24 protein-coding genes are annotated in these 24924 nt (G+C 45.2%); 13 read left to right on the top strand and 11 right to left on the bottom strand.

Going from position 1 to position 24924, the window contains the following annotated elements; all coding sequences use genetic code 11:
• Positions 1-140 precede the first annotated feature (140 nt).
• The 6 genes from FDP09_RS03940 to tpiA form a co-directional block, all read right to left on the bottom strand.
• Positions 141-1529 (bottom strand): dipeptidase, encoded by a 1389-nt coding sequence (locus tag FDP09_RS03940; RefSeq protein ID WP_137401404.1) that lies wholly within the window; start codon positions 1527-1529, stop codon positions 141-143.
• Between the two features lie 256 nt (positions 1530-1785).
• Positions 1786-2397, bottom strand: a complete 612-nt coding sequence (locus tag FDP09_RS03935) for a trimeric intracellular cation channel family protein (protein ID WP_137404934.1) — start codon at positions 2395-2397, stop codon at positions 1786-1788.
• Between the two features lie 196 nt (positions 2398-2593).
• Positions 2594-3214, bottom strand: coding sequence for a class I SAM-dependent methyltransferase (locus tag FDP09_RS03930; RefSeq protein ID WP_137401403.1), 621 nt, complete (start codon positions 3212-3214; stop codon positions 2594-2596).
• Positions 3211-4098, bottom strand: a complete 888-nt coding sequence (locus FDP09_RS03925; protein WP_137401402.1) for a patatin-like phospholipase family protein — start codon at positions 4096-4098, stop codon at positions 3211-3213. The genes FDP09_RS03930 and FDP09_RS03925 overlap by 4 nt, the downstream gene beginning before the upstream one ends.
• 307 nt (positions 4099-4405) lie before the next feature.
• Positions 4406-5236: a 50S ribosomal protein L11 methyltransferase gene (prmA, locus tag FDP09_RS03920; protein WP_137401401.1), complete on the bottom strand. Its 831-nt coding sequence runs from the start codon at positions 5234-5236 to the stop codon at positions 4406-4408.
• Positions 5237-5307: 71 nt separating this feature from the next.
• A complete protein-coding gene (gene tpiA, locus FDP09_RS03915; RefSeq protein ID WP_137401400.1) occupies positions 5308-6069 on the bottom strand; it encodes a triose-phosphate isomerase in 762 nt (253 codons plus the stop codon).
• 92 nt (positions 6070-6161) lie between these two features.
• Here tpiA and FDP09_RS03910 point away from each other — a divergent pair, with 92 nt between their 5' ends.
• The 4 genes from FDP09_RS03910 to FDP09_RS03895 all read left to right on the top strand — a co-directional run bounded on the left by FDP09_RS03910 (position 6162) and on the right by FDP09_RS03895 (position 11057).
• Entirely contained in the window at positions 6162-6671 is a 510-nt protein-coding gene (locus FDP09_RS03910; RefSeq protein WP_137401399.1) for a regulatory protein RecX, read from the top strand.
• Between the two features lie 134 nt (positions 6672-6805).
• Positions 6806-8536 (top strand): M14 family metallopeptidase, encoded by a 1731-nt coding sequence (locus FDP09_RS03905; protein ID WP_137401398.1) that lies wholly within the window; start codon positions 6806-6808, stop codon positions 8534-8536.
• A 286-nt stretch (positions 8537-8822) separates the two neighbouring features.
• The gene (locus FDP09_RS03900; RefSeq protein WP_137401397.1) at positions 8823-9146 is read left to right on the top strand and encodes a DUF6787 family protein; all 324 of its coding nucleotides are present in this window, start codon (positions 8823-8825) and stop codon (positions 9144-9146) included.
• 123 nt (positions 9147-9269) lie between these two features.
• Positions 9270-11057, top strand: a complete 1788-nt coding sequence (locus tag FDP09_RS03895; RefSeq protein WP_137401396.1) for an ABC transporter ATP-binding protein — start codon at positions 9270-9272, stop codon at positions 11055-11057.
• A gap of 160 nt (positions 11058-11217) precedes the next feature.
• Here FDP09_RS03895 and FDP09_RS03890 read toward each other — a convergent pair whose 3' ends face one another.
• A complete protein-coding gene (locus FDP09_RS03890; RefSeq protein ID WP_137401395.1) occupies positions 11218-11901 on the bottom strand; it encodes a peptidoglycan DD-metalloendopeptidase family protein in 684 nt (227 codons plus the stop codon).
• Between the two features lie 57 nt (positions 11902-11958).
• Here FDP09_RS03890 and FDP09_RS03885 point away from each other — a divergent pair, with 57 nt between their 5' ends.
• The 7 genes from FDP09_RS03885 (at position 11959) to FDP09_RS03855 (ending at position 18823) form a co-directional block, all read left to right on the top strand.
• Positions 11959-12918: a pyridoxal-phosphate dependent enzyme gene (locus tag FDP09_RS03885; RefSeq protein ID WP_137401394.1), complete on the top strand. Its 960-nt coding sequence runs from the start codon at positions 11959-11961 to the stop codon at positions 12916-12918.
• A 1137-nt stretch (positions 12919-14055) separates the two neighbouring features.
• Positions 14056-15324: a serine hydroxymethyltransferase gene (gene glyA / locus FDP09_RS03880; protein WP_137404933.1), complete on the top strand. Its 1269-nt coding sequence runs from the start codon at positions 14056-14058 to the stop codon at positions 15322-15324.
• A 16-nt stretch (positions 15325-15340) separates the two neighbouring features.
• Positions 15341-16183: a twin-arginine translocase subunit TatC gene (gene tatC, locus FDP09_RS03875; RefSeq protein ID WP_137401393.1), complete on the top strand. Its 843-nt coding sequence runs from the start codon at positions 15341-15343 to the stop codon at positions 16181-16183.
• Between the two features lie 12 nt (positions 16184-16195).
• Positions 16196-16633: a ribose 5-phosphate isomerase B gene (gene rpiB, locus FDP09_RS03870; RefSeq protein WP_137401392.1), complete on the top strand. Its 438-nt coding sequence runs from the start codon at positions 16196-16198 to the stop codon at positions 16631-16633.
• Positions 16634-16847: 214 nt separating this feature from the next.
• Positions 16848-17150 carry a hypothetical protein gene (locus tag FDP09_RS03865; RefSeq protein WP_137401391.1) on the top strand — a complete coding sequence of 101 codons (303 nt, stop codon included), beginning with the start codon at positions 16848-16850 and terminating at the stop codon, positions 17148-17150.
• 197 nt (positions 17151-17347) lie between these two features.
• Positions 17348-18202 carry a hypothetical protein gene (locus tag FDP09_RS03860; protein WP_137401390.1) on the top strand — a complete coding sequence of 285 codons (855 nt, stop codon included), beginning with the start codon at positions 17348-17350 and terminating at the stop codon, positions 18200-18202.
• Positions 18203-18214: 12 nt separating this feature from the next.
• The gene (locus FDP09_RS03855; protein WP_137401389.1) at positions 18215-18823 is read left to right on the top strand and encodes a hypothetical protein; all 609 of its coding nucleotides are present in this window, start codon (positions 18215-18217) and stop codon (positions 18821-18823) included.
• A gap of 142 nt (positions 18824-18965) precedes the next feature.
• Here FDP09_RS03855 and FDP09_RS03850 read toward each other — a convergent pair whose 3' ends face one another.
• The 3 genes from FDP09_RS03850 to FDP09_RS03840 form a co-directional block, all read right to left on the bottom strand.
• A complete protein-coding gene (locus FDP09_RS03850; RefSeq protein WP_187328788.1) occupies positions 18966-19400 on the bottom strand; it encodes an outer membrane insertion C- signal in 435 nt (144 codons plus the stop codon).
• 259 nt (positions 19401-19659) lie between these two features.
• Positions 19660-20292: a uridine kinase gene (gene udk / locus FDP09_RS03845; protein ID WP_137401387.1), complete on the bottom strand. Its 633-nt coding sequence runs from the start codon at positions 20290-20292 to the stop codon at positions 19660-19662.
• A 166-nt stretch (positions 20293-20458) separates the two neighbouring features.
• Positions 20459-21037 carry a non-canonical purine NTP diphosphatase gene (locus FDP09_RS03840; protein WP_137401386.1) on the bottom strand — a complete coding sequence of 193 codons (579 nt, stop codon included), beginning with the start codon at positions 21035-21037 and terminating at the stop codon, positions 20459-20461.
• Positions 21038-21296: 259 nt separating this feature from the next.
• Between FDP09_RS03840 and FDP09_RS03835 the strand changes: the two genes are divergently transcribed.
• The gene (locus tag FDP09_RS03835) at positions 21297-21608 is read left to right on the top strand and encodes a hypothetical protein (RefSeq protein WP_137401385.1); all 312 of its coding nucleotides are present in this window, start codon (positions 21297-21299) and stop codon (positions 21606-21608) included.
• 313 nt (positions 21609-21921) lie between these two features.
• On the opposite strand, the gene FDP09_RS03830 is transcribed toward FDP09_RS03835, so the two are convergent.
• Positions 21922-23526 carry an aminopeptidase P N-terminal domain-containing protein gene (locus tag FDP09_RS03830; RefSeq protein WP_229683389.1) on the bottom strand — a complete coding sequence of 535 codons (1605 nt, stop codon included), beginning with the start codon at positions 23524-23526 and terminating at the stop codon, positions 21922-21924.
• A gap of 786 nt (positions 23527-24312) precedes the next feature.
• Here FDP09_RS03830 and FDP09_RS03825 point away from each other — a divergent pair.
• A complete protein-coding gene (locus FDP09_RS03825; protein ID WP_137401384.1) occupies positions 24313-24645 on the top strand; it encodes a hypothetical protein in 333 nt (110 codons plus the stop codon).
• Positions 24646-24924: the final 279 nt, after the last annotated feature.

Raw genomic sequence — 24924 nt, 5'->3', positions numbered from 1 at the left:
AACTACCTTTGTGCATCAAGGGTTTCATATAAAACCAATAAACCACAAAAACTTAAGCTGCTCATTAGGGAGTTTTAGGGCAAAACTCCAAATCTAAGCACTTGCTTTTTGTGGTTTACTGGGAAAGGTCAATCAAGGTTTTATTTTTGGGACAGTTTTCTGAAATGTTTAAAGAAAGCTGCGATGGTTTCGATTCCCAACAGGTAGTTTTTGACCCCGTAATGCTCATTGGGGGAATGGATCGCATCGGTGTCCAGCCCAAAGCCCAAAAGAATAGGATCAAGCTTAAGTTCTTCCTGGAAAAGGGAAGTGATAGGTACTGACCCCCCTTCTCGGGTAGGAATGGCTTTTTTGCCAAAAACTTCTTGCACAGCCGCTTCAGCAGCTTTGTACCCTACCGATGAAGTAGGCACTACTGCCGGTTTGCCTCCATGGTGAGGCGTCACCTTTACCTTCACCGAATCCGGTGCCAGTGACTCAAAGTGCTGCTGGAAGAGCTCCGAAATTTCATGATGATCTTGGTGGGGCACTAGTCTCATGGAGATTTTGGCATAGGCTTTTGAAGGGAGGACAGTTTTGGCGCCCTCTCCGATATACCCTCCCCAGATACCATTGACATCCAAGGTTGGCCGAATGCCTGTTCGCTCCAAGGTGGTGAAGCCTGCTTCCCCTTCCACTTCTTTGATGGCCAATTTACGCTTATAATCATGGAGGTCAAAAGGCGCTTCGTTCAGCTTTTTACGGTACTCCGCTGAAAGCTCCTCCACCTTGTCATAAAAGCCGGGAACGGTGATTCTTTTGTCTTCATCCTGAAGCTGGGCAATTATCTTGCAGAGGATATTGATGGGATTGGCCACTGCTCCACCATAGGTGCCACTGTGCAGGTCACGGTTTGGGCCGGTCACTTCCACCTGCATATAGGCAAGCCCTCGAAGACCGACGGTCACGGAAGGCGTTTCCAGGGACAGCATGCTGGTATCGGAGATCAGCACCACATCCGATTGTAGTTTTTCTTTATTTTCCTTGATGAAATTCGCCAAATTATCGGAGCCAACTTCCTCTTCTCCCTCGATCATAAACTTCACGTTGCAGGTCAGATCGCCTTCCGCCATCATGGCTTCAAAGGCTTTCACATGCATAAAAAACTGCCCTTTGTCATCGGCCGAGCCACGGGCAAAGATCGCCCCCTCCGGGTGAAGGTCTGTCTTTTTGATCACCGGCTCAAAAGGTGCCGACTCCCACAGCTCATAAGGATCGGCTGGCTGCACATCATAGTGGCCATACACCAACACCGTTGGCAAGGCCGGATCGATTATTTTCTCTCCATAAACCACAGGATAGCCGGGGGTAGGGCAGATTTCGACCTTGTCCGCTCCTGCTTGAGCCAGGCTGTTTTTAACATATTCTGCAGCTTTCAGTACATCTTCCTTGAATTTCGGATCTGCACTCACGGAAGGAATACGGAGGAGTTCCAAAAGTTCTTCAATGAATTTATCCTGATTTTGCTGGATATAATCTTTCGATGCCATATTTGGGATTTTAGGTTGAACGTTCGAATGTCTAAAATTACACTTTTCTTCAGTGATTTCCATGGTATTGGGAGAATAGGATTTTCTGCCGAGGGATAGCGCCTTCGTGGCCTCAAACTTTAGCCACTAAGGCGCAAAGGCGCAAAGGAGTAAGGATTGGCCATAACATCCCCATAGAATCCCTCCAAGAGAACTTGGTGGCTTCGTGGCCTTAATATTCCGCCACTAAGGCACAAAGGCGCTAAGAAAATTGGAATTATTTCTTCCAATCCAACTGCGGTAGGCTTAGCTTAAACCTTACCGCTACCAATCGGATGGTGACCACCAATAGAAAGGAAATAATCAAATTAGTATTACGTTCTACGCCCAAGTTCTGAAGGACAATCACCAATATCGCCCCACTGAGACAGGCGGTGGCATAAATTTCCTTTTTGAGCAAAATAGGCGTGGCATTGCACAGCATGTCCCTGATCACACCGCCCATTACGGCCGAAAACATCCCCATCATGGCTGCGATTTCAGGTCTCATGCCTAAGCTAAGGGCCTTTTCGGCACCCAATACCGAAAACAAGGCTATACCCAAAGTGTCAAATAGAAATAGCGTCTTTCGGAGCTTAGACATGATTTTGAAAAATAGTATGGCTGTAAGAATCCCCGCAAAAATGGCATACAAGTAACTAACGTCAGCGATCCACACCAATGGATAGCTGTCCAATAGTACATCCCGCAAGGTGCCCCCACCGATGGCCGTGATGAAGCCCGTAAAGCCGGCCCCAAACACATCGTGCTCCCGGTCATGAACTGCCAATGCTCCCGAAACCGCAAAGAAGTAGGTGCCGACCAATTCGAATATAAATTGTAAATCCATCATAGGGTAGCTATGTTTTTTCAGTAAATGTGATTGTTTTCCGTGTTCACCCAACGGTGCCAAACCTGTCACATCTCCACCGCAAATTACGTTGATGTATGCAGATCTTAGGAGGATTTTTCTGGAAATTTTATTTTACTGGCCATAATGGGAAGAACTATCCACCAAACATCCGAAATCCATGGTTTTCTAAATATTACCCGTCCTTCTCCATCATCAATACGCCCATGGCCCGAAGATCGTGAACCAAAACGGATTTAGGAGGTTCCAAGTACCTTAATCGATACTTCTTCATGACTTCTTTGAGCAATTTTTCAGTTAGCAAAAAGCGCGTAGATCCGTCCAACAACCTGAAAGTACCCTCTCCAAGGGATTCACTGGCGGCCTCCATGCCTCCAAAACCTGTGGTCATCCGCAAAAACAATTTGCCTCCAGGCGCCAAAACACGCATCATCTCATCAAACATCGCATAAAAATGGGCGGTATCCCTGGCAAAGTGTAAAACAGCCGAACTGATCACCGCCTGAAATGCCCCTTGGTGAAAAGGCATGTCCTCCACAGGAGCCACCTGCAACCGCAAGGGGTCGTATTCCCGGTCAATGGTTCTGGCATAAACCCGTGCCATCTGGATAGCGGAAGGATTTTGGTCCACACCAAAAACTTGGAAGCCTTCATGTATAAAATAGATCAGGTTGCGGCCTTCTCCGCAACCTGCATCGAGTACCCTCATTTTTTTAGTGAACCTGCCTTTTAGAATTTGATCCAACAGGTAAATGTCGATGTTTCCAAACAATTTATTCAAGGAAGAAATGTTCATGGATCGAGCTGCTTTAGGGTGGCATGGGTAAGGTCTTTGCCCACTTCGATAATTTCCTTGGCCCTGTAAAATTCAAAGGTGCCGCATTGCCTCCTGGACATTTGTACCACCGCATCCACGGTATGCGCCTGAAGGATATAATCAGAAAGCCGGTCCTGCATCATCTCAAAGGATAGGTTCATCAGATCCAGGAAGCTAGGGCTTTTGGGTTTTTCTTTCCGTTCTTGGGGAAAAAATTTGCTCATTTTTGTGCGGTATTCCGTGACCCATTGTGGTACGGTGATCAGTGGTTTGCCATCTTTTTGGGCCTGATGCTCTCGGACCAGGCAGGCAACGGGTGCGTTGACATCGGAAGCGATCAGCAGATCACTTTCATAGTCCTTGGCCAAATCAACCGGAATGGGGTTCAGTAGAGCACCGTCCACAAACTCCTCGTGACCGATCATATAGGGCTTAAAAACCGTCGGAATTGCTGCGGAGGCACGAATCGCCTGAAACAAACTCCCTTGGCTGAAAGTGACTTCCTCACCAGACAAAATGTTGACCGCATTGCAAGCAAAGGGGATGGGCAGGTTTTCGATCAGCTCATCGCCCACCAGTGCTTCCACCGCTTGGAAAACTTTATTTCCCTTGATAAAACCACGGGTGGAAATCGTGAAATCCATTAATGAAAACACATCGATCCTATCCAAATGGCAGATCCAATCCTTGTATGCCTGAAGCTTACCGCGGGCATAAATTCCCCCGATCAATGCCCCCATGGAACAGCCAGCAATGGCATTGATGGTATAGCCCTCCTCCTCCAATGCCTCGATCACCCCGATATGTGCCAATCCTCGGGCACCACCACTTGAAAGCACGAGTGAAACTGTTTTTTTGCCCATGGTACTTCTTTTTATTACACCTTAATTCCAGCATCAAAAGTACTAAACGTTTCCCAAGTTATAAATGATGCTATCTTCTATTAAAAGTGGTAAAGGTTTAAGTTTTGACATGGAAATTGAGTCTGAATTCGAAGACTCGGTTGATAGGATCCCGCGTCAGAGACAGCGGGACAACAAGATCAATTATAGCAAGGAAAAATTAGGGCATATTCTTGAGTCTTATCATAGACTCAGCCTGCAGTTCCGTGTCGGCGATGGCGGGACAACTTGGTTTTTCTTCGGCTGCCTTTCGTCCCCCACTCCTTGACTAGCTTTTTTCAAAAACAATCGCCGCCCAATTGTCTTTCACTTTTTGACCTTTCAGGTGAAGGCCAAGGGATTCCGCCCGGTACTGGAGATCGGGTATGTCGTGCTCATAAAAACCACTAAGAAAAAGTTTGGCGTCCGGTTTCATCAAGGAAACATACACCTCCATTTCGTCCAAAAGCACATTTTTGTTGATATTGGCCATGACGATGTCAAATGGCCCTTTGGGATTTACTTCACGAATGGTGCCATGGCCCATTTTCACTTGATCCATGCCGTTAAGCTCGAAGTTTTCATTACCGTTTTCCACACACCAATTGTCGATATCAAAAGCTTCAATATTTTTAGCACCCAGTTTGTAGGCCATGATGGCTAAGATCCCCGTTCCAGAGCCAATGTCAATCATGCTTTTGCCTTCATGCGGCACTTCCAGCTGATGGGAAAGCATCAGGTAGGTGGTGGCATGGTGGCCTGTACCGAAGGACATTTTTGGATTGATCAGGATGTCGTAGTTGACATCTTCCCTTGGTGCATGAAAGGAGGCCCTGACATATACTTCATTGCCAATGGATATAGGGTCGTAGTGTTTTTCCCATTCCTCATTCCAATTGACTTTGGGCATTTTGCCTTCGATAAGTGAAATGCTGGCCAATTGCTGATAGCGGCCAATTACTTCCTGGAAATTCTCCCGATCAAAAAGGTCTTCCTGGATATAAGCATCTACACCATTGTCAGTTTCCAAAAAAGAGTCAAAGCCGATTTCACTCAATTCGGCCATGAGGATTTCCGAAAATTCTTGTGAACAGGAAATTTTAAACTCGAGGTATTCCATCGTTTATAGAAAAGTTTGTGGTGTAATGCTTGAAGAAAGAGGCTGTTTCATAAAAACAGCCTCTATTTATCTTAGAAGGACTTGATGATGTCCACAAAGTCTCTGGATTTAAGGGATGCACCACCGATCAATCCACCATCTACGTCAGGTTTGGCGAAAATCTCTTGGGCATTATCCGGCTTACAGCTACCTCCATAAAGGATGCTGGTGCCGTCAGCGATCTGCTGGCCGTATTTGCTGGCCAAGTGCGTCCTGATGGCCGCATGCATATCCTGAGCTTGGTCAGAAGAAGCTGTCTTGCCAGTGCCAATCGCCCAGATCGGTTCATAAGCGATTACGATTTTGGCAAAGTCCTCCTCGCTCAGGCCAAATAGGCTCTCTGTTAACTGATCTTTTACATATGCTTCATGCGTACCGGCTTCCCTGATTTCAAGTGGCTCGCCGCAGCAGAAGATAGGAGTAAGGCCATTTTCCAAGGCCAGTTTTACTTTTTCGGTAAGTTGCTCGTTGGATTCCGCAAAATATTCTCTGCGCTCACTGTGACCGATAATCACATAGCTGGCTCCAAAAGACGCCAAGATGCTGGCAGAAGTCTCCCCGGTGTAGGCACCAGAGGCTTTATCAGAGCAGTTTTGTCCACCCAAGAAGATGTTATCTACTCCACCGATCAGTTTTTTTACATTGGAAGCGTGGACAAAAGGAGGGTTCAGCACCACAGTGACATCACTGATTCTTTCGTCTTTGACCATATTGACAATCTCAGAAGTCAGCTTTTGGCCTTCTTCCTGCGTTCCGTTCATTTTCCAGTTACCGGCGACGATTTTCTTGCGCATGATAATTTAGGTTAGGTTTGATATATTTGAATGAGAAAAGACTTTTTGGGTGATTTGCCCAAAAAGATGTTTCGCTGCTAAAATTACATAAAATGTCCTTCCCAAGAAAAGATTATTCACAAGAGCCTCAGAAAAAAACGCTAACGCTCGGCCAAGCAAAGGTGAAAATCGCGGCATTCTGTGCCTACCAAGAGCGGAGCCAGCAGGAAGTGAGGGACAAACTATACAGCTACGGGCTCTATCAGGATGAGGTGGAAGAACTTATTTCTGTGATGATCACGGAGAATTTCCTCAATGAAGAGCGCTTTGCGGAGGCCTACGTCAGGGGAAAATTCCACCTCAAAAAGTGGGGGCGGCTGAAGATAGAGCAGGGTTTGAAGCAACACCGCCTTTCGGCAAATTGCATGCGGCTGGGCATGAAGGAAATTGACCCGGATGAGTATTGGAAGGAACTGCTGGGGCTTGCCGAAAAAAAATGGGCGACCACCCAAGAGAATGACCTCTTTAAGAAAAAGGCCAAAATCCACCGTTTTTTGATCAGCAGAGGATTTGAGTATGACTTGGTCAGCAATGCCCTGCAGGAGGTAGCCTCCAAGTGTTAGTGGTTATTGGGGTGATTTGACGAGCCTGTTGCCCAGTTGTGTAAAAAAAGTCTGGTGCTTATAAAAGTGTCTTTTCTCCTAAAACATTCTTTGACTACCTTGCCTGGATATTGACATGATATAAATCAACCGTTATGAAAAAACTAATACTAGTGCTGACCTTGGCGGGGTTTGTTTTTACCGCCTTTGCTCAGCAGCAGTACACCACCTTATTTGAGTCTTCGGGAGGAATAGCCACTCCTGCCTATGCCGATGTGATGGCTTATTATGAAAAATTGGCCGAAGATTTTTCGGAGGTTCAGCTGAAGAAGATGGGTAAAACGGACAGCGGCAAGCCCTTGCACCTTGTCATCTTGGACAAAAAGGGAAGTTTTGACCCCGAAAGCTGGCAGGCTGAAGGACGCCTGGTGGTATTTGTAAACAACGGCATCCACCCGGGTGAGCCTGTGGGCATTGATGCTTCCATGATGTACCTCCGGGATATTTTGCAGGGAAAAGAAAACTGGGAGGAAGACATGGTGCTGGCCTTGATTCCGGTTTATAACATCGGTGGGCACCTCAATAGAAATTCGACCACCCGGGTAAACCAAGAAGGACCCAAAGCCCATGGGTTTCGGGGAAATGCCCGTAACTATGACCTGAACAGGGATTTTATCAAAACAGACACTGAAAACTCCAAGAGCTTTCAGGAAATTTTTCAGTGGCTGCAGCCGCACGTCTTCATTGATACCCACACCAGCAATGGCGCAGATTACCAGCACGTCATGACCTTCATTGAGACACAGCATAATATGCTAGGCGGAGCTGCCGGAAAGTACATGTATGAAAAACTCACCCCTGGCCTCTTCAGCCAAATGAAAGAGCGTGGTTCTCCCTTGGTGCCTTATGTGAATGTCTGGGGCGATGTACCCGAAAACGGATGGTCACAGTTTAAGGATTCACCGCGGTATTCCAGCGGCTATGCTTCACTTTTCCACACCATTAGCTACGTACCAGAAGCGCATATGCTCAAAACCTATCGGCAACGGGTAGAAAGTATGTACAAACTCTTCCAGTCTTATACGACGGTTTTTGAGCGGGACAGGGAGGAGATTGTCACGGCGGTGGAAGCAGATCGGGAAGCAGCGAAAAACCAAGAAAGCTTCGATTTTAACTACCAAATTGTAAAGGAGAATCCAGTGAAAATCGATTTTCTAGGCTACGAATCAGGCCATAAGGCGAGTGAGATCTCTGGTGAGCCAAGGCTTTTTTATGACCGCAATAAGCCTTTTGAGGCAGCAGTGGATTTTTACGATACCTATTCCCCCTCGCTCTCGATCAAAAAGCCAAACTATTACGTCATTCCCCAAGGTTGGCTAAAGGTAGTAGAAAATCTACGGCGAAATCAAGTGCATATGAAGACGGTGAAGGCTGACTCTACCATTCGCGTCACGGCGTACCATATCACAGACTTCGAAACCTTACAAAAGCCCTATGAAGGCCATTACCTCCACTCCAATATTCAGGTAAGAAAGACTTCCCAAGAGGTAAGCCTTCGCGCCGGTGACTGGCTTGTGCCCATGGACCAGTCCGTCAATGGCTTCATCATGGAAGTGCTGGAGCCTCAGGCTGAAGACAGCTACTTTGCGTGGAATTATTTTGACACCATCCTTCAGTCCAAAGAAGGATATTCTGCCTATGTGTTTGAAGATTTGGCAGCCGATTACCTGGCACAAAATCCGGGATTGCAGGAAGAGCTGGAAAAGAAAAAGGCTGCCGATACTGACTTCGCAAGGGATGGTTCTGCCCAATTGAGATGGGTGTATGAACATTCTCCTTGGAAAGAAAAGGAGCACATGAGGTATCCGATTTTCAGGGTAGATTAATGCGGCATTATAGCGATTACCTGGCCGCGGCAGAAGTGAAAAGGATTAACTGCCAATATTTGAGGAACGTATATAGGCTGTTGGAACCTTTTATGTAATGATACGCTTTCTTGTCAGTAGGTTTTATTTCTCACCGAAAGCACAGAATACCCAGAATGAAACAAGGCTTTTCTGGGATTTCCGTGGCTTTTGTGAGGATCTATTTAATGCCTCGATGATTACTGGTCTCATTGCAGATATACATAATTATGGATAATTTGCCTTGTCCAAATGAAGAGAATGTAGCATGAATGAAAATGGCTTCCTGAAAAGACTCCAACAAAAATGGCAACTCAAGAGCATCTGGCAGGTCCTGTTGGTGCTTTTGGTATTTGCCTGTACAGGATTTACGGTGCTGTTTATCAAACAACCAATTTTTGATCTTTTGGGAGTGGACATGTCCTCAGGGGGATTTTGGAAGACGGTATTTTATCTACTATTGGTCTTGCCACTTTACCAGATCATGCTACTGGCCTATGGCTTTCTCTTTGGCCAGTTTTCATTCTTTTGGGAGAAGGAGAAAAAAATCTTCAAAAGAATTGGTGCATTGTTCATCCGAAAGCGGAAATAGACCGTAGTTACAAACAGCATTTACCGACTGGCCCCATATTTTCTATTGATATAGCGAACGTTATCATTTATAAACCAAATCTTGTACATTTGTAGCCGCAAATGAACAAGTAGCCCATCCGATATGGCAAAAAAGAAAAAAGCACTGGAAGAACACGAAAAGAGGAAGCTGAACAAGAAAAACCTCAGTAAGCTGATTGGCATTTTTAATTTTGTTTTGCCCTACAAAGGGATTTTTACGTTAGGGTTGATCTTCCTGTTGTTTTCGAGCCTAACACTCTTGGCCTTTCCTTATGTCGCCGGTAAGCTTATCGACGTGGCGCAGGGCAAGGAATGGATGTTTTCGAATATCAACACCATCGCCTTGGTGCTTGTCGGTATTCTATTCGTGCAGAGTGTATTTTCTTTTTTCAGGGTCTGGTTATTTGCTTTGGTAAGTGAACGGTCCATGCGCGATATTCGGCTTTCGCTTTACGGAAGATTAGTGCACCTGCCGATGAGTTTCTTTGACAAGCGCCGTACAGGAGAGCTGATCAGCCGGATCACTTCGGATGTCAGCTTGCTACAGGATACATTTTCTGTCACCTTGGCGGAGCTTTTCAGGCAGATCATTACCTTGCTGGCTGGGACTGTTTTCCTTTTTGTGACCACTCCACGGCTGACGCTGTTTATGCTGGCCACTTTTCCGGTTTTGGTGATCATCGCCATGGTTTTTGGTAAATTTATCCGAAAACTCTCCAAAGAAACCCAAGATGAACTGGCTTCAGCCAATGTCATCGTAGAAGAAACCCTACAATCCATCAGCACCGTAAAATCCTTTGCCGGCGAAGTCTATGAATCTGCGCGATACGAAAAAGGGCTTAACAGAGTTGTTAAAATAGCCCTAAAAGCAGCAGGCTTTAGGGGAGCGTTTATTTCCTTTATCATCTTTGCACTTTTTGGTGGCATCGTGGCGGTCATGTGGTATGGTGCCATGATGGTGAGTACAGGTGCCATGAGCATTGGTGACCTGGTTTCCTTTGTACTATATACTACCTTCATTGGTGGTTCGATAGCGGGACTGGGAGATATTTATGGCCAAGTACAAAAAGCCATCGGCTCATCAGAGCGTGTCCTCGAAATCCTGGACGAAACACCGGAGGAATCTCTGGCAGATTACCATGAAGTGCCGATCAAAGGTGACGTTGCTTTCAATGATGTCAGCTTTAATTACCCCACTAGACCCGAAGCGGATGTACTGAAGCATGTCAACTTATCCATTAAGTCTGGCGAAAAAATCGCCTTGGCTGGTCATTCCGGTGCTGGAAAATCCACCATCATCCAGCTGCTGATGAAGTTTTATTCGATCAATTTCGGTGAAATCACGATAGATGATAAACCCATCAAAAACTGGAACCTTAAACAACTCCGCTCAAACATCGGGATTGTTCCTCAAGAGGTGTTGCTGTTTGGGGGAAGCATCCGCGAAAATATCGCTTACGCTAAGCCCGACGCCACAGAAGAAGAAATTATCGAAGCTGCCAAAAAAGCCAATGCCTGGCAGTTTATCGGTAAATTCCCTGAAGGCTTGGGCACCTTAGTTGGTGAACGGGGCATCAAACTTTCCGGTGGTCAGCGGCAGCGCATCGCCATTGCTCGGGCCATTCTGAAAAATCCGTCTATTTTGATACTTGATGAAGCCACCTCCTCCTTGGACGCAGAGTCAGAGGCATTGGTGCAGGAAGCCTTGGACGAATTGATGAAAAACCGTACGACGATTGTCATTGCCCACCGATTGGCCACTATCCGAAAAGTGGACCGAATCTATGTCATGAAGGATGGCGAAATCGTAGAAGAAGGTAGCCATGATGACTTGGCCGTACAGGAAGGTGGATTTTATGCCAATTTGGTTAAACTTCAATTTGCTGAATAACGCTTAGAGCAATTATGTGTAAATTTCCAGAAAATCTGCGCGCTTTCTGAGATCACTTAATTTCATTGCCTAAATAATGGTGCAGGGTGCCGAAGGATTATTCATCTGCGGTCAACTGCCTGTCATTTGCTTGACTATTGGGAAGGTTGTCCGTTTTTCATCAAAACTTGTCCATACCCAATAATACCCCTGGGTCTGGGCAATTGTTATGGTAAAAATCCAAGTCTTTTGGTGCGCAGACCCCTGGATAGTCGCCCCAATGGTCACCTAAATCCATGATCAGCTGAAAATGAAGATGCGGAGGCCAGTCCCCATTTTCAGGAAATGGACCGATGTGCGCAAATTCCTGTCCAGGATGGACGGTTTGACCTACTTCTAAGCCATGCAGGTCAGTGTTGCTCAAATGGCCATAGAGGGAAAAGAAGTTTACTCCTTCACATTGATGTTGCAAGATAATAGTGGGGCCGTAATTGCCATAGCCTTCGTTGTTTTGGAAGCTATGTACACGGCCTAGCAATGGCGCATAAATGGGCTGCCCTGCTTTTGTCCAGATGTCCACACCCAAGTGAAGGGACCTTCTTTCCTGATCATCTTTCCCAAATACCTCACTTCGATGGTAAATGGCTCTTGGCTCCAAGTAGCCACCTATTCCAAACTGCTTATTGGCAGCATCCAGTTGCCCAAAAACATACTCGTCAAATAACGGTGTACTAGAGATATCCAAGGTGGACAAATCCTCGTTCTTGGCAGTGAAATCCAATAAAATGCTGTTTTTAGCGTTTAGTTTTACCCCGACAAGCGGGTATATTTCCTTGGTTGAGAGCAAATCAAGTAGTTTTTTCATCTTGGATAATTTGGCGAAATATACGCAATTTGGGTTCAAAATGTTAACTTTATACACATGCAGCAGACATATAGAATACCACAGTTAATTGACATTAAACAGGCCTATCAGCGGATCATGGCCTATATTCACCATACGCCCATTTTGACCTGTGAAGCCATCAACAAAATGGCAGACAGTCAACTTTACTTCAAGTGTGAAAATTTCCAAAAAGTAGGCGCCTTCAAAGCAAGGGGAGCAACCAACGCCATTCTTAAATTACCTCCCAAGCTAAAGCAAAATGGTGTGGCCACTCATAGCAGTGGCAATCACGCTGCTGCACTGGCACGAGCAGCTAAAGAGACGGGAACCAAAGCCTACATCGTGATGCCTTCCTCTGCTCCTGCCATCAAGAAAGCTGCGGTAAAGCAATATGGGGGCAAGATCATCGAATGTGAACCTACGCTAAAAGCACGCGAAGCCGCCCTCGAAAAAGTCGTGGAAGAAACCGGTGCTGCATTTATCCCTCCTTATGATTACATGGACGTCATCGAAGGGCAGGCCACTTGTGCCCTCGAAATGTGGAACGAAGAAATCCCCTTTGACGTGATCATTACGCCTGTAGGCGGTGGAGGGCTATTGGCGGGGACGGCCTTAACAACACACTACCTATCACGGAAGACCCCCGTTTATGGTGCTGAGCCAAAAGGAGCTGATGATGCTTTTCGCAGTCTAAAGGCCAATAAGATCATCCCAATGGAACATCCGGACACTATTGCTGATGGGCTGCTCACTTCCCTTGGTAAGCGAAATTTTGAGATTATCTCCCAATATGTAGCAGGAATCCTAACGGTCACTGATGAAGAAATTATCGCTGCGATGAGGTTGATTTTTGAGCGGATGAAAATAGTCATTGAGCCCAGTAGTGCTGTGCCCCTAGCTGCGGTTTTGGCCAATAAAGCAATTTTTGAAAATAAGCGAGTAGGGATTGTCATTTCAGGAGGTAATGTGGATGTCAGCAAACTGCCGTTTAAATAAAGGAGACTATGTTGGCGTTACGCTTGGGAATGCACAGGTCTCGGTGGATTCAGCGATCAATTGAAAGATTGGAAAATTATAATTTTTCTATGGGTAACATCATCGACTCCGTGGTTTCGACAGCTGAACTGCGGAACCGCTGACATTGCGTTTTTAAACACAAAACCTGGTTTTCATCTCTTTACCTTATGTTACTTTTTTGCTTCAGGTCAAAAAAGTAACCAAAAAAAACCCGCCGCTACGCCACGGCGCACAGGTGTGCATCTATTGGCCTAAAATTAAAACCTTCCCTCATGCAGGCAAACTCCTCCTTTTTAGTTGTCAACCACCTTTTTTGCCCAGCATTTCGTCAAACAAGCCTGCCTTCTTGCCCGCCCACTTTTAATTTCTTAACACCCAATACCTGCAAGGCGGATCCATTTTATACATGTAAAAAAAGGCCATGGATTAAAACCATAATTCTCTCAAAGGACGATCCGTATTGGAAAAACCTCTTAACTAAACAACATTGATATTCCGGGTTAAACTCATCTAAATCATTCTCCCCACTTGGGCAGACAGGTGCGATGCTTTATTCGTCCTTTAAACCAACTGATGTCCTTGCCCTTTCAGCATTTTCTGCGATAGGCTGCTGCTATCCTAATGTACAAACTTGGAGAAAGTGCCAGCGGCACGATGGATTTAGTAACCAGCGGATTCATCCGCTGGATGTTAAGGCCTCCTCCACCTCCAGAAGGAGTGCCAGCGGCACGGATGATAGCTGCCCTACACGAAATTAATGTTAAATGCGTTTGCCCTGGATCACCAGACCTTTACTATTGTCTTTAGCGCATCATGATCGTGCCTTAGGTATGAAAGCTTGGTAACCACCTCGAACATCATCCTCTCATCATGTGCCGAAAGTACATTACATGGAAGACCTTCCGAGGGGAAAATTAAATTAATCAAATTTTTCAAAAGTGATTTGCATAAGCAATTTCCCAATCAATTGGATAATACATTGTTTCGAACTAATTTTGGACAGCCAAAATAGATTCGATATATCTCAAAGTGATCAATGGAAGTGGTGAGGGAAGGGAATCATCGGAAGAGGCTTTGGCACAGACCGAAGAAGACTGTAAAAACAAGATCATACGCATGAAAAGAGACCAGGTAATATTTGACCTTATCCAAAAAGAAGAAGACCGTCAAAAAAGGGGCATCGAGTTGATTGCTTCTGAAAACTTCACCAGCAAGCAAGTAATGGAGGCCGCCGGTAGTGTCCTGACCAACAAATATGCGGAGGGACTTCCCAAGAAGCGATATTACGGTGGCTGTGAAGTAGTGGATGACATCGAGCAGATTGCCATTGACCGTGCCAAGGAGCTTTTTGGAGCTACTTGGGCCAATGTACAGCCTCACTCGGGTGCCCAAGCCAATGCAGCGGTATTTTTGGCCTGTCTGAATCCTGGTGATCCTATTCTTGGTTTTGACCTTTCCCATGGTGGACACCTCACCCATGGCTCTCCGGTAAACTTCTCCGGTAAGAACTATAAGCCGCACTTCTATGGAGTGGAGGAAGAAACCGGTATCATCGATATGGACAAAGTGGCCGAGAAGGCCCGAGAGGTACAGCCAAAACTGATTATCTGTGGTGCTTCTGCCTATAGCCGTGACTGGGACTATGCCCGGTTCAGGGAGATTGCCGATGAAGTAGGTGCATTATTGCTGGCGGATATCTCTCACCCAGCTGGACTGATAGCCCGCGGTTTATTGAATGATCCATTAGAGCACTGCCACATCGTGACCACTACCACGCACAAGACGCTCAGGGGTACTCGTGGTGGACTTATCATGATGAGGGATGATTTTGAGAATCCATTTGGTATCAAGAATCCTAAAGGGGAGCTGAGAAAAATGACACAGCTTTTGGATTCTGCCGTATTCCCTGGCATGCAGGGAGGTCCTTTGGAGCACATCATTGCCGCTAAGGCAGTGGCTTTCCAAGAAGCCCTTTCGGATGAATATATGGAGTACATCCTACAAGTAAAGAAAAATGCTTCCGTGATGGCCGAGGCTTTCGTGGAAAAAGGCTATAAACTGATTTCTGGTGGCACAGACAATCACCTGATGCTGATCGACCTGCGCAACAAGGACCTTTCCGGTAAAATCGCCGAGGAGACCTTGGGCAAAGTGGACATCACCATCAATAAAAACATGGTACCTTTCGATACCCGTTCACCATTTGTGACCTCCGGTATGCGTGTGGGAACCGCCGCCATTACCTCCCGTGGCCTGAAGGAACAAGACATGACCAAGATCGTGGACTTGATCGACAGGTCACTGATGAGCCATGAAGACGAGGCTGCCCTTGCTAAGATCAAGCAGGAAGTCAACGATTGGATGGTTCAATTTCCATTGTATTAAGTAAAGAAGAAACTACGTGGCATTAGATCAATACCGGGAAGAAGAGGAAGAAGACGGCATGTCCTTTTTGGACCATTTGGAGCAACTGCGTTGGCATTTGGTCCGATCCATAGCTGCCGTGCTGATTTTCTCTGTACTGGCCTTCCTTTCTAAGAGTTTTGTTTTTGGACAGGTGATTTTGGGGCCATCCAAGGTGGATTTTTTCACCTACAGGATGCTCTGCAAGGTCTCAGATGCATTGAGCATTCCGGCGCTCTGTATCCAAGAACTCCCCTTCATCCTGCAGAGTAGGCAGATGACGGGACAATTTTCCATGCACATGACCTCCAGTTTGGTGGTGGGGCTGATCGTAGCTTTCCCGTATGTTTTTTGGGAAGTGTGGCGTTTTATCAGCCCAGGGCTCTATTCCAAAGAAAGAAATGCTGCTCGGGGAGCAGTGTTCTTTGTGAGCTTGCTGTTCTTTATGGGGGCTGCTTTCGGGTATTATATCCTGTCGCCACTGTCCATTAATTTCCTGTCACATTACCGCTTGGATCCTTCCATTGCCAATGAATTTGATATCACTTCGTATATCTCTACCTTGGTGATGTTGGTATTGGCTTCTGCAGTGATGTTTCAGCTTCCAGTGGTGATTTACTTCCTGTCCATGTCAGGGCTTGTTAGTGCAGCGATGCTGAAGTCATACAGAAGACATGCCATTGTGGTCATCCTGTTGCTGTCGGCGATTATCACTCCGCCAGATGTCATCAGTCAGCTGTTGATTGCCATGCCGATATTGGTACTGTATGAGGCAGGAATTATGATCGCCAAGCGGCTGGAGCGAAGACGACGGGAAGAACGAGCAGCAGAAGACTATTAACCAAATCATATCATGTCAAAGAAAATAGCGATCGGCGGTGACCATGCCGGATTTGATTACAAGCAGCAATTAGTGGCCTTTTTGGAAGCGGAAGGTTATGAAGTGAAGGACTTTGGACCTTTTTCGGATGCTTCCGTGGATTACCCGGATTATGTGCATCCATTGTGTGAGGCCATCGAAGCCGGTGAGTTTAAGCAGGGCATTGTGGTTTGCGGCAGTGGTAATGGAGTGGCCATCACTGCCAACAAGCACCAAGGCATCCGTGCAGCCATCTGCTGGAATAAGGACTTGGCCGCCCTCAGCCGCCAACACAATGATGCCAACGTGATTTCTATTCCCGCGAGGTTCGTGCCGTATGAACTGGCCCAGGAAATGGTCGGCACCTTCCTCAGCACGGAATTTGAAGGCGGAAGGCATGCCAACCGGGTGAACAAGATCGCTTGTAGGTAAAGTGACGATAACTTACGCTTACGAATGAGTAGGTCTGTAAAAACAATAAAGAAGCCTTGCAGCGGTTAGTTGCAAGGCTTTTTTACTTATTAATGATAGATGACAATTTTTTAGGTGATTTATGTCATTTTGCGTAGGGATGCGTAGGGGATTCTTTTGAATTTAAATATTGGAGTATTAGAATGTACTATTCATTTACTTAAACTCCTTTACAATGAAAAGATTTACTATTTATTTATGTTCCTTAATGATTTTAGGAACCCTGACGTGGACTTCTTGTCAGGAAAATGGACAGGAAGAACCTTTAATGACAGAGCATGAGGAAGTAGGGTCAACCGAAACCAATCCAATGGATCACCAAGCGTATGAAAAGCAGCTGGAGGAACTTTCCCTCTATATGGGAGAGGTAATGAAAGACCCAGAGGCAAGAGCCGAACTTTTTGGTTTTGGGAAATTAAAGGGTAATTCCGGAGAAATAAGCTCCGGTTATTATTTGAAGAGGGACAAGATCCTCTAAGCAGGAAGCAGTCTGCAATAGTGAGGGCATTTCATCAGGGCACGGCATTTTAAAGAACTGCCGGAAGTAACACTACACTGGATAGCTTAGTTTCCTTTATTAAGGAGAATGATATTGAGGTGATAGCGCCTTATTTGGGTGAGAATTTTGATCCCTCGGGATTAAGTGAATTGACGGTTTCATGGTGGACAGAAGAAATGGAGCTTGAGGGACTAGCCAAGGATCCGAACTGGAAAGGAGAAACTCCAGCAGTAAAGGTCAGCTTAACTGATAAAACAACTGCACATAATTATAATTCCAAGGCACCATACCAAATAAGGCAAAAGGTCCAGCCTTTTATGTTGGATGACCAATATGGTTCATCCAATCCTACGATGGTACTTGGGTCATTTAATAATTTTGTGGAATCGCCTGTTGCTGGAACAGGTGGAGGGACTACTTACCATTCCTCTCCGACCACTGAACTTAGATGCGCTCAGCTTACTCCATCAACTAGATTTACTTTATCCATGCCAGAATTTAGGCTAACTGATAATATCCGGAGCTGGCCAAATAACAACAAGGTACACATGTGGATTGCATGGGGAAATGTGTCGGAATTAGGTGGGGGGACACCTAAATTAGGAAATGATGTCAATAAGGCATTAACTAGCTATAAAATTTCAAGAAAAGATGCCAAAAAGAAAAAATGGAAAGGTGGTCCTTTACTTATTTCAAGATTACCCTACGAATCTGAAAGCTTTACTATGATCTGGGCTGTAGAGAGAGGGGCTAGTAGCTTCAAACTAGATGGAGATGTAAAGGTTAATAAAGACGGTGTCACGTTACCTGTTTCGTTTGAACTTAAGGCCAATGGTGTAAAATTACTAGGCGATGACCACCAAAACACCTATATGGAAATGTATAAGTGTGAACTATTGGAGGACAATTATTATGTGTCTGGGGATGCCTTTGATGGAAACGGGAATTTGATTACCAGAACCTACGAAAACAAAAAGTATCCAGTAATCAGGCATTCTCAGATGGAGTTTACATTGAGAACAAGACATTAAACAAAACTGGGTATGTTTAAGCAAATATTATTGATACCGATTATCCTTCTGATGGCTTTGCCCACTTATGGGCAAGGCATTCCAAAGAATGAACTCGCTCTATCGGGTTTTTATAATTATGCCAAGTACTCGACCAGACCGGAGAAGTGGAATTCCTTTGGGGCTTCCATTTCCTATAGCAGGCACATCTGGGACAAGGTATATGTGGGCATCAGCTATGGAAGAGGCCACTTGGATGGCAAAGATAGCTGGATTTTTGAAATGGCAGACCCGGATAAAATAGACAAAGTGAATTTGGGCCAGTTCAGGGCATATGTGGGCTATGATATTTATCAAAGCCCCTCCATGATACTGAGTGTGTATGGTATGTACTTGAGATCTTCGTTTCAGGCAGTATCATCTAGTATATCAAGAGGAATGATTATTGACGGGGAAGAGTATAAGGTAACAAGTATTAATTATGGCGTTATTCAGCGCGATCAGTTTGGATTAGGGTTATCCTTGCTGAATAGGATCAGCGAAAACGGCCTCTACCTAAAAACTGATTTGGGTTATTGCCCAAGCCTATTTTATGGGCAGGAAATGGTCAATTTGAATTTGGGATTGGCGTTTAGGTTTTAGTAGCCAAATTGGCTATAGTAAGATGGTTATGGCGAGTAAGGGGTTCTCCTTTACTTTCTAGACATCTATTGTGAAAGAAGCCGTTTCGAAGATCATCTCTATGATTTTGGAAACGGCTTCTTTGTTTTCGTAAGCACTATCCTTAACGGAACGTGTATTTCAAGCCGATGCCTGCTCTAAGGTAGCCGTCGCCGCTGTCAAAGCCGACCAGTGGGCTGGCTTCCAGTAGAAAGCCCAGGTTAGGGGCTGCAGAAAAAGGCTTCACCAATAGGCCCAAAGGAACTCCCAAATAAGCTTCAGAAAAGTCTGTGGTCAAATTGGCCACGCCCAGGTGGGCACCGCTGTAAAAGTTTACTTCCTGTTTTTGGATGAAATTGTACCCAAAAGTACCTTCTAGGTCAAGTTCATCACCTGCCCCCAGACGCAACTCCCCGAACATTTTCTCATCGGGATCTGTACCTATTGCTAAGTAAGTGTTCAGGTTTTGCTGGTAAATACCGGCACTTACTTGCGCCTTAGACTCTTCGGGTTGCAGTAGTAAAAAGACTGCTAATGCTGCAAATAAAAACTTTTTCATCATGGTAATTTTTAACTTGGTTTAAATTTGGAGCGAATAAAGCAAACACTTTGCCAGTTTGAAAGGACTGTCGAAAGTCTTGGGGCTGATATAAATCATGTTTACTGGGTAGTTTTGGCTCCAGTGTTGGAGTGGCTTTTTGAGCAATACAAATCCTCTGCTATTGATCGTTCGGGATTGCAAATCCCGATCAGCTTATGCTTACCCTATAAGCTTTGTACATTTTAACCTTCCAACAAATAAGCCCTGTCTTTTTTGCTCAAATGCAGGGTTGGTCATTGATCTTTTCCTTTAGAAAAATCTTTACCATTTCCAGGCCATTGTCAAAGCTGTCGTTATTGGGGATGATCAGGTCGGCATCATGCTTTGAAGGGTCGATGTATTTTTCGTAGGTGGGCATGACATGTTTTTCGTAGCGATATAGCACATCATCGAGGTCATAGCCCCTTTCGACCTTGTCGCGGACGATTCTGCGTTTGAGTTTGATGTAATCCTTGGCATCGATAAACACCTTGAGGTCCAGTAGATTGGATAATTTTGGTGAGTAAAGCACAAAAATCCCCTCCACGACCACTACGGGAGCGGGCTTAAATTCCAACATCTGCGGTGTCTTTGCGGGATTGTTAAACGTGTATTCTTGCCGGAAAACATGTTCGCCACGCTGGATTTTCTGTATATCTTCTGCGTAGGCATCAAAATCAAACGAAAAGGGCGTATCGTAATTCTCAACACCTTCCTCATCCAGCGGCTGCTGGTCGATTGGCTTGTAATAGTTGTCCTGAGAAATCAGGCAGACCTCACCAGGGTCGAAGCTTTGCAGCAGCCGATTCAGAAATAGGGTTTTGCCGGAAGCACTTCCCCCTGTGATGCCAACGATATAAGGTTTTCTCATGTCTATATAATTTCTCGCGAAAGAGCCTTTCGAGTGTTCGGTAACCAGGATACCTTTCAACCCAAGAATTGGCAACTGATTATGGTTCAGGGAGGCCTTTTGCCCACTAAATGGGACTGCTGTGGTTACCTCCTTGCCTGGCAGACAGGCTTGCTGTGACGAATGCTTAACGGTAACTGTTCAGAAAGTGAATCAATTTTCGCACTGCTTTTCCGCGATGGCTAATGGCATTTTTCGCCTCCATGCTGAGCTCCGCGAAGGTCTCTTCGTGATCATCAGGCCTAAACACAGGGTCATAGCCAAACCCTCCATCACCGGTTCGTTCTTGTATGATTTCGCCCTTAGCCACTCCCTCAAAACTGTATTCCTTGCCGTCTAGGATTAGGGCAATCACCGTTCTGAATTGGGCTTTACGGTCGATTTTACCTTCCATGTTATTGAGCAGCAGCTCGACATTCCGTTCATCGCTACGGGGTTCTCCGGCATACCTTCCCGAATATACGCCTGGCGCACCCTCCAACGCATGAACTTCCAGCCCCGTGTCATCAGCAAAACAACTCACTCCGTAATTTTCAAAGACATGTCGGGCCTTCTGAAAAGCATTGAAGTCCAAGGTGTCTCCCGTTTCGGGCAATTCCTCTTGGCAGCCGATTTCTTCCAGTGAAACAATGGTAAAATCCTCCCCCAAGGCGGCCTTTACCTCTTCAATCTTTTTAGGATTGTTGGTTGCGAAACATATTTTCATATTGCAAAATAAGTATTTTTTTTTCGAAGCGAAGAGGGTTGGGGACAGATTGACATGCAATTGTTTTTATTATTATGTAAAGAGGGGACAGCTAAGCTTGGTGGGCGGTAGGATAAAGCCATGAAAAACTTATGTGTTGATTCTGGTACCGATTAAGGGAGATTTAAAAATATTTTGTAGTTTTAAATCTGCTACTGGTGATTTTTCACCATAAAAAAGGTGAATGGTTTTTTAAGAAAAATGCTAACATTTTGAAACGATGATAATTTGGTCGGGAAGGGGAATACTCTCCATTTTGGTTTTATTGATTTCGCTTGTGCTTTTTATAAGTGTTCTGGGACAGCATTATTTTCATTATGCGATTTCACTCGCATTTTTTGGGACAGGTGTGTTCAGCTGGGTGATGGGGAGAAAATGGAACAGTGGAGAGGGCAAGATTTTAGTGGACCAAAAGACCGGGCAGGAGTTTTTAGTAAAGCCCAATCACAGCATATTTTGGATAAAGATGCAATATTGGGGTCCTGTTTTTATCATATTGGGCTTGTTGCTGATGTTTATAATGGGGCATTGATGGCTCTGGTCTGACAGAAACGGAAATCCTCATCATCAGCATTCCATAAGCACCAACCACCATCACCCCCAAATTTTTTAGCATGATCTGAGATCCTATCTATTTTCAGAATGACTGATATTTTGGCAATCGAGGCCTCATAACCTGAGCTCGACTTAATTTTAGTATTAAAAGCGTCATCGCGAACCCTTTCAAGGAGAATGTGGGTTGGAAAAGGGTGTGGCCAACTCGAAATACTGAGACTGCCACGGCTTCCACCCGCTCAGGCCTCCCTCTAAGCCTCGCAGTGACGATTTTATAATCGAACTGAGGTTCATAGTTCTGGGAGCACCCATTCTTCGAGGATGCTAGGTTTTGCCATCATGGCTTCTACCTCCTTGCTGCTTCTGGGTGCATCAGCGGACAAGTTTTCGAAACCAGTCTTGGTAATCACCACATCATCTTCTATTCTCACAGCAATATTCCACCATTTTTCGTCGCAGTCACTTCCTTCTGGGATATATATGCCCGGTTCTACGGTCAGCACCATTCCCTCTTCCAGTGGACCATATGCTCCACGGTCATGTACATCCAGCCCAAGGTGGTGGCTGGTGCCGTGAGGGAAATAACGGTGCCGCTGTCCGCGGATGATGATGCCAAGTTCTTGCAGACCTTCATTGATGACCCTTTTTGCGATTTGGCTGATTTCGCTGAACTCTACACCAGGTTTACATGCCTGCATGGCGGCTTCCTGAGCTTTATAGACCAAGTCGTAAATGGCCTTTTCTTCGGGGGTGAATTTTCCGGAAATAGGGATGGTTCTGGTCACATCGGCCGTATAGCCTCTCCATTCTGCACCAAGGTCCATAAGCATAAGCCGTTTATCGGGATCTCTGAGGTCATTGGAGATATAATGAAGGATGCAGCCGTTTTTTCCTGCTCCTACGATGGATGGATAACCGACATTTTCGGCACCATACCTTTTATAAACAAATTCATGTATCCCTTGGACCTCACGTTCCGACATGCCCGGTTTTAGTGCTTTCATGACTTCAATCTGACCAATGGCCGATATGCTAATGGCTTTTTTTAACATCCCGATTTCTTCTTCGGTTTTGATGCCACGGAGTTTGGTCATCATTTCTGGAAGCGCCGCGATGTTTAGTTTTTGCGAAGGAATTTTTTGTGCCACAGCCATCCTTTTTTCGGGAGTATCTGCATCGACAAATTCCACTAGGATATCATCATTTTCTACCTCTGGGTAATATTTTCTATACCTGCCAATTACCTGTGCGACGTTGGCAGTATTTTCCAAGTCTGTGGCCCGGATGAGTTCGTACATTTTGCTGGTGACCGCTGACATTTCCTCTGGATATGCCGTTTCGGTTTTGAACTGCTCACGCATATCCAGCATGGCTTGGTTTGCACTGCTTTCCTCAATGTTTTCCGAGAGACTAAAAGTGAGGATTTTATCAAATTGGTCAAATTTCAATGCAGGATTTGTCCCAAAGTCCGTGTTGAGGTAAACTGCCTCAAAGCCCAGCTTTTCTTTTACTCCTGCGATGCCCAATCGCTTGCCGTTCCACATTTCCGCATTTTCATCTCGGGGCTGAACATAGATGACTTCATCGGTCGTTTCTCCCCCTATTTGGCGCGATTCACTAAATATCAGCAGTACGGCGTTGGGTTCACGATAGCCTGTCAGGTAAAAAAAGTCAGTATTGGGATGGTAAATAAAATCAACGTCATTTGATCTGTTTTTGACCGGGTTTGTGAAGATTACGGCTACTGAATTTTCCGGTAATAACTTCCTCAGGGCCGTTCTTCTTTCGCGATGGAAATTTTGGTCCAGTCCATCCTCAAAGTAAGACTGGGAAATTGATGGGGAAATTTCCATGAAAATAAACAGACCTGCGAATAGTAATTTTAATAACTTCATAATGATAAAATTTCTCGAATATAGAAAGTAGTGCTGTAATTCGCGAGATATTTAATGACTATCCGTGATTCAATGCCGTTTAGTTAGTGTGTATCTGGAAAATATGGGTTCTATATTTTTTCCTTGGGCAGTTATTTTTCTAGCTAAATTCCTAGGTGGTTTTCATCCCTTTACCTTTGTCACTTTTTTGCTGCAGGTCAAAAAAGTGACCAAAAAACCCCACCGCTACGCCACGGCGCACAGGTGTGCAGCTATTGGGCTAAAATTAAAACGGTTCTATATGATTTAGTGTGGGTAAGTATTAACCTGAGCTCGACTTAATTTTAGTATTAAAAGCGTCATACCCTTTTTAAGAGGATGTGGGTTGGAAAAGGGTGTGGCAATCCCGAAATACTGAGACTGCGACGGCTTCCACCCGCTCAGGCCTCCCTCTAAGCCTCGCAGTGACGGTTTTATAATCAAACTGAGGTTTCTAGCTAAATCCCTAGGTGGTTTTCATCTCTTTACCTTTGTTACTTTTTTGCTTCAGGTCAAAAAAGTAACCAAAAAACCCCGCCGCTACGCCACGGCGCACAGGTGTGCATCTATTGGGCTAAAATCAAACCCCGCCCACATGCAGGCAAACTCCTCGTGTTTAGCTTCCAACAACCATTTTTTCCACCATTTCGTCAAACAAGCCTGCCTTCTTGCCTACCCGCTTTTTAATTTCTTAACGCCCAATACCTGCAAGGCGGATTCAATTAATAAGTTCCAAAAATATATCGCTTCCTTATGACGGCCCTTGGTATGCCTGTTTTCCAGCTGATGGTGGAGGCCGTTAAGAAAGTGAGTTGGCTCGCGTCGTGGAACAGCGAGACCCACTCGCTTTTAGGCCGTAGCCATCGGGTGGAAATTAAAATGGGTGACGGATCCACGTCGCAGGGGAAATCCATGTCCCATTTTAAAGGGCATACCACCGGCCTGGATTTTTTTCTTTCTTTTTTCATCAATAGCCTGCCCCGAAGGCTTTCGGGGGAAAAAAGGAAAAGGATAAAATCCACCAGGATGATCAGGTTTCCCCAGCCAAAGTCAATCAAAAAAAGGACTTTTAGGTATATGAAAAGAAGGAACCCCCCTTAACTAAACGGCCTTGATCCGTGATTTTGCACGTAGTGGTACAATTACCTAAAATGATATCGAAAGTTAAAGATCTCACCACTGACTAGATTTTTGGTTCTTTTCATCAATGGAAATGCGTTGCATTCATGAAGACCTTTGATTGCTTCTTACACCTGAATAAAAGAACGGGAAAACAATTTATCAATAAAGTTTGGCTATGTGTATGATTCCGGAGACTCATAAAACATTTTACATAAAGGCTCCAAAGCAATGTTAAAATCCCCATTCCTGTACAGGATG

Source organism: Echinicola rosea, assembly GCF_005281475.1.
Lineage (GTDB): Bacteria > Bacteroidota > Bacteroidia > Cytophagales > Cyclobacteriaceae > Echinicola > Echinicola rosea.
Note: the sequence above shows the minus strand (reverse complement) of the source record. Positions and strands in the feature narration are given on the sequence as shown.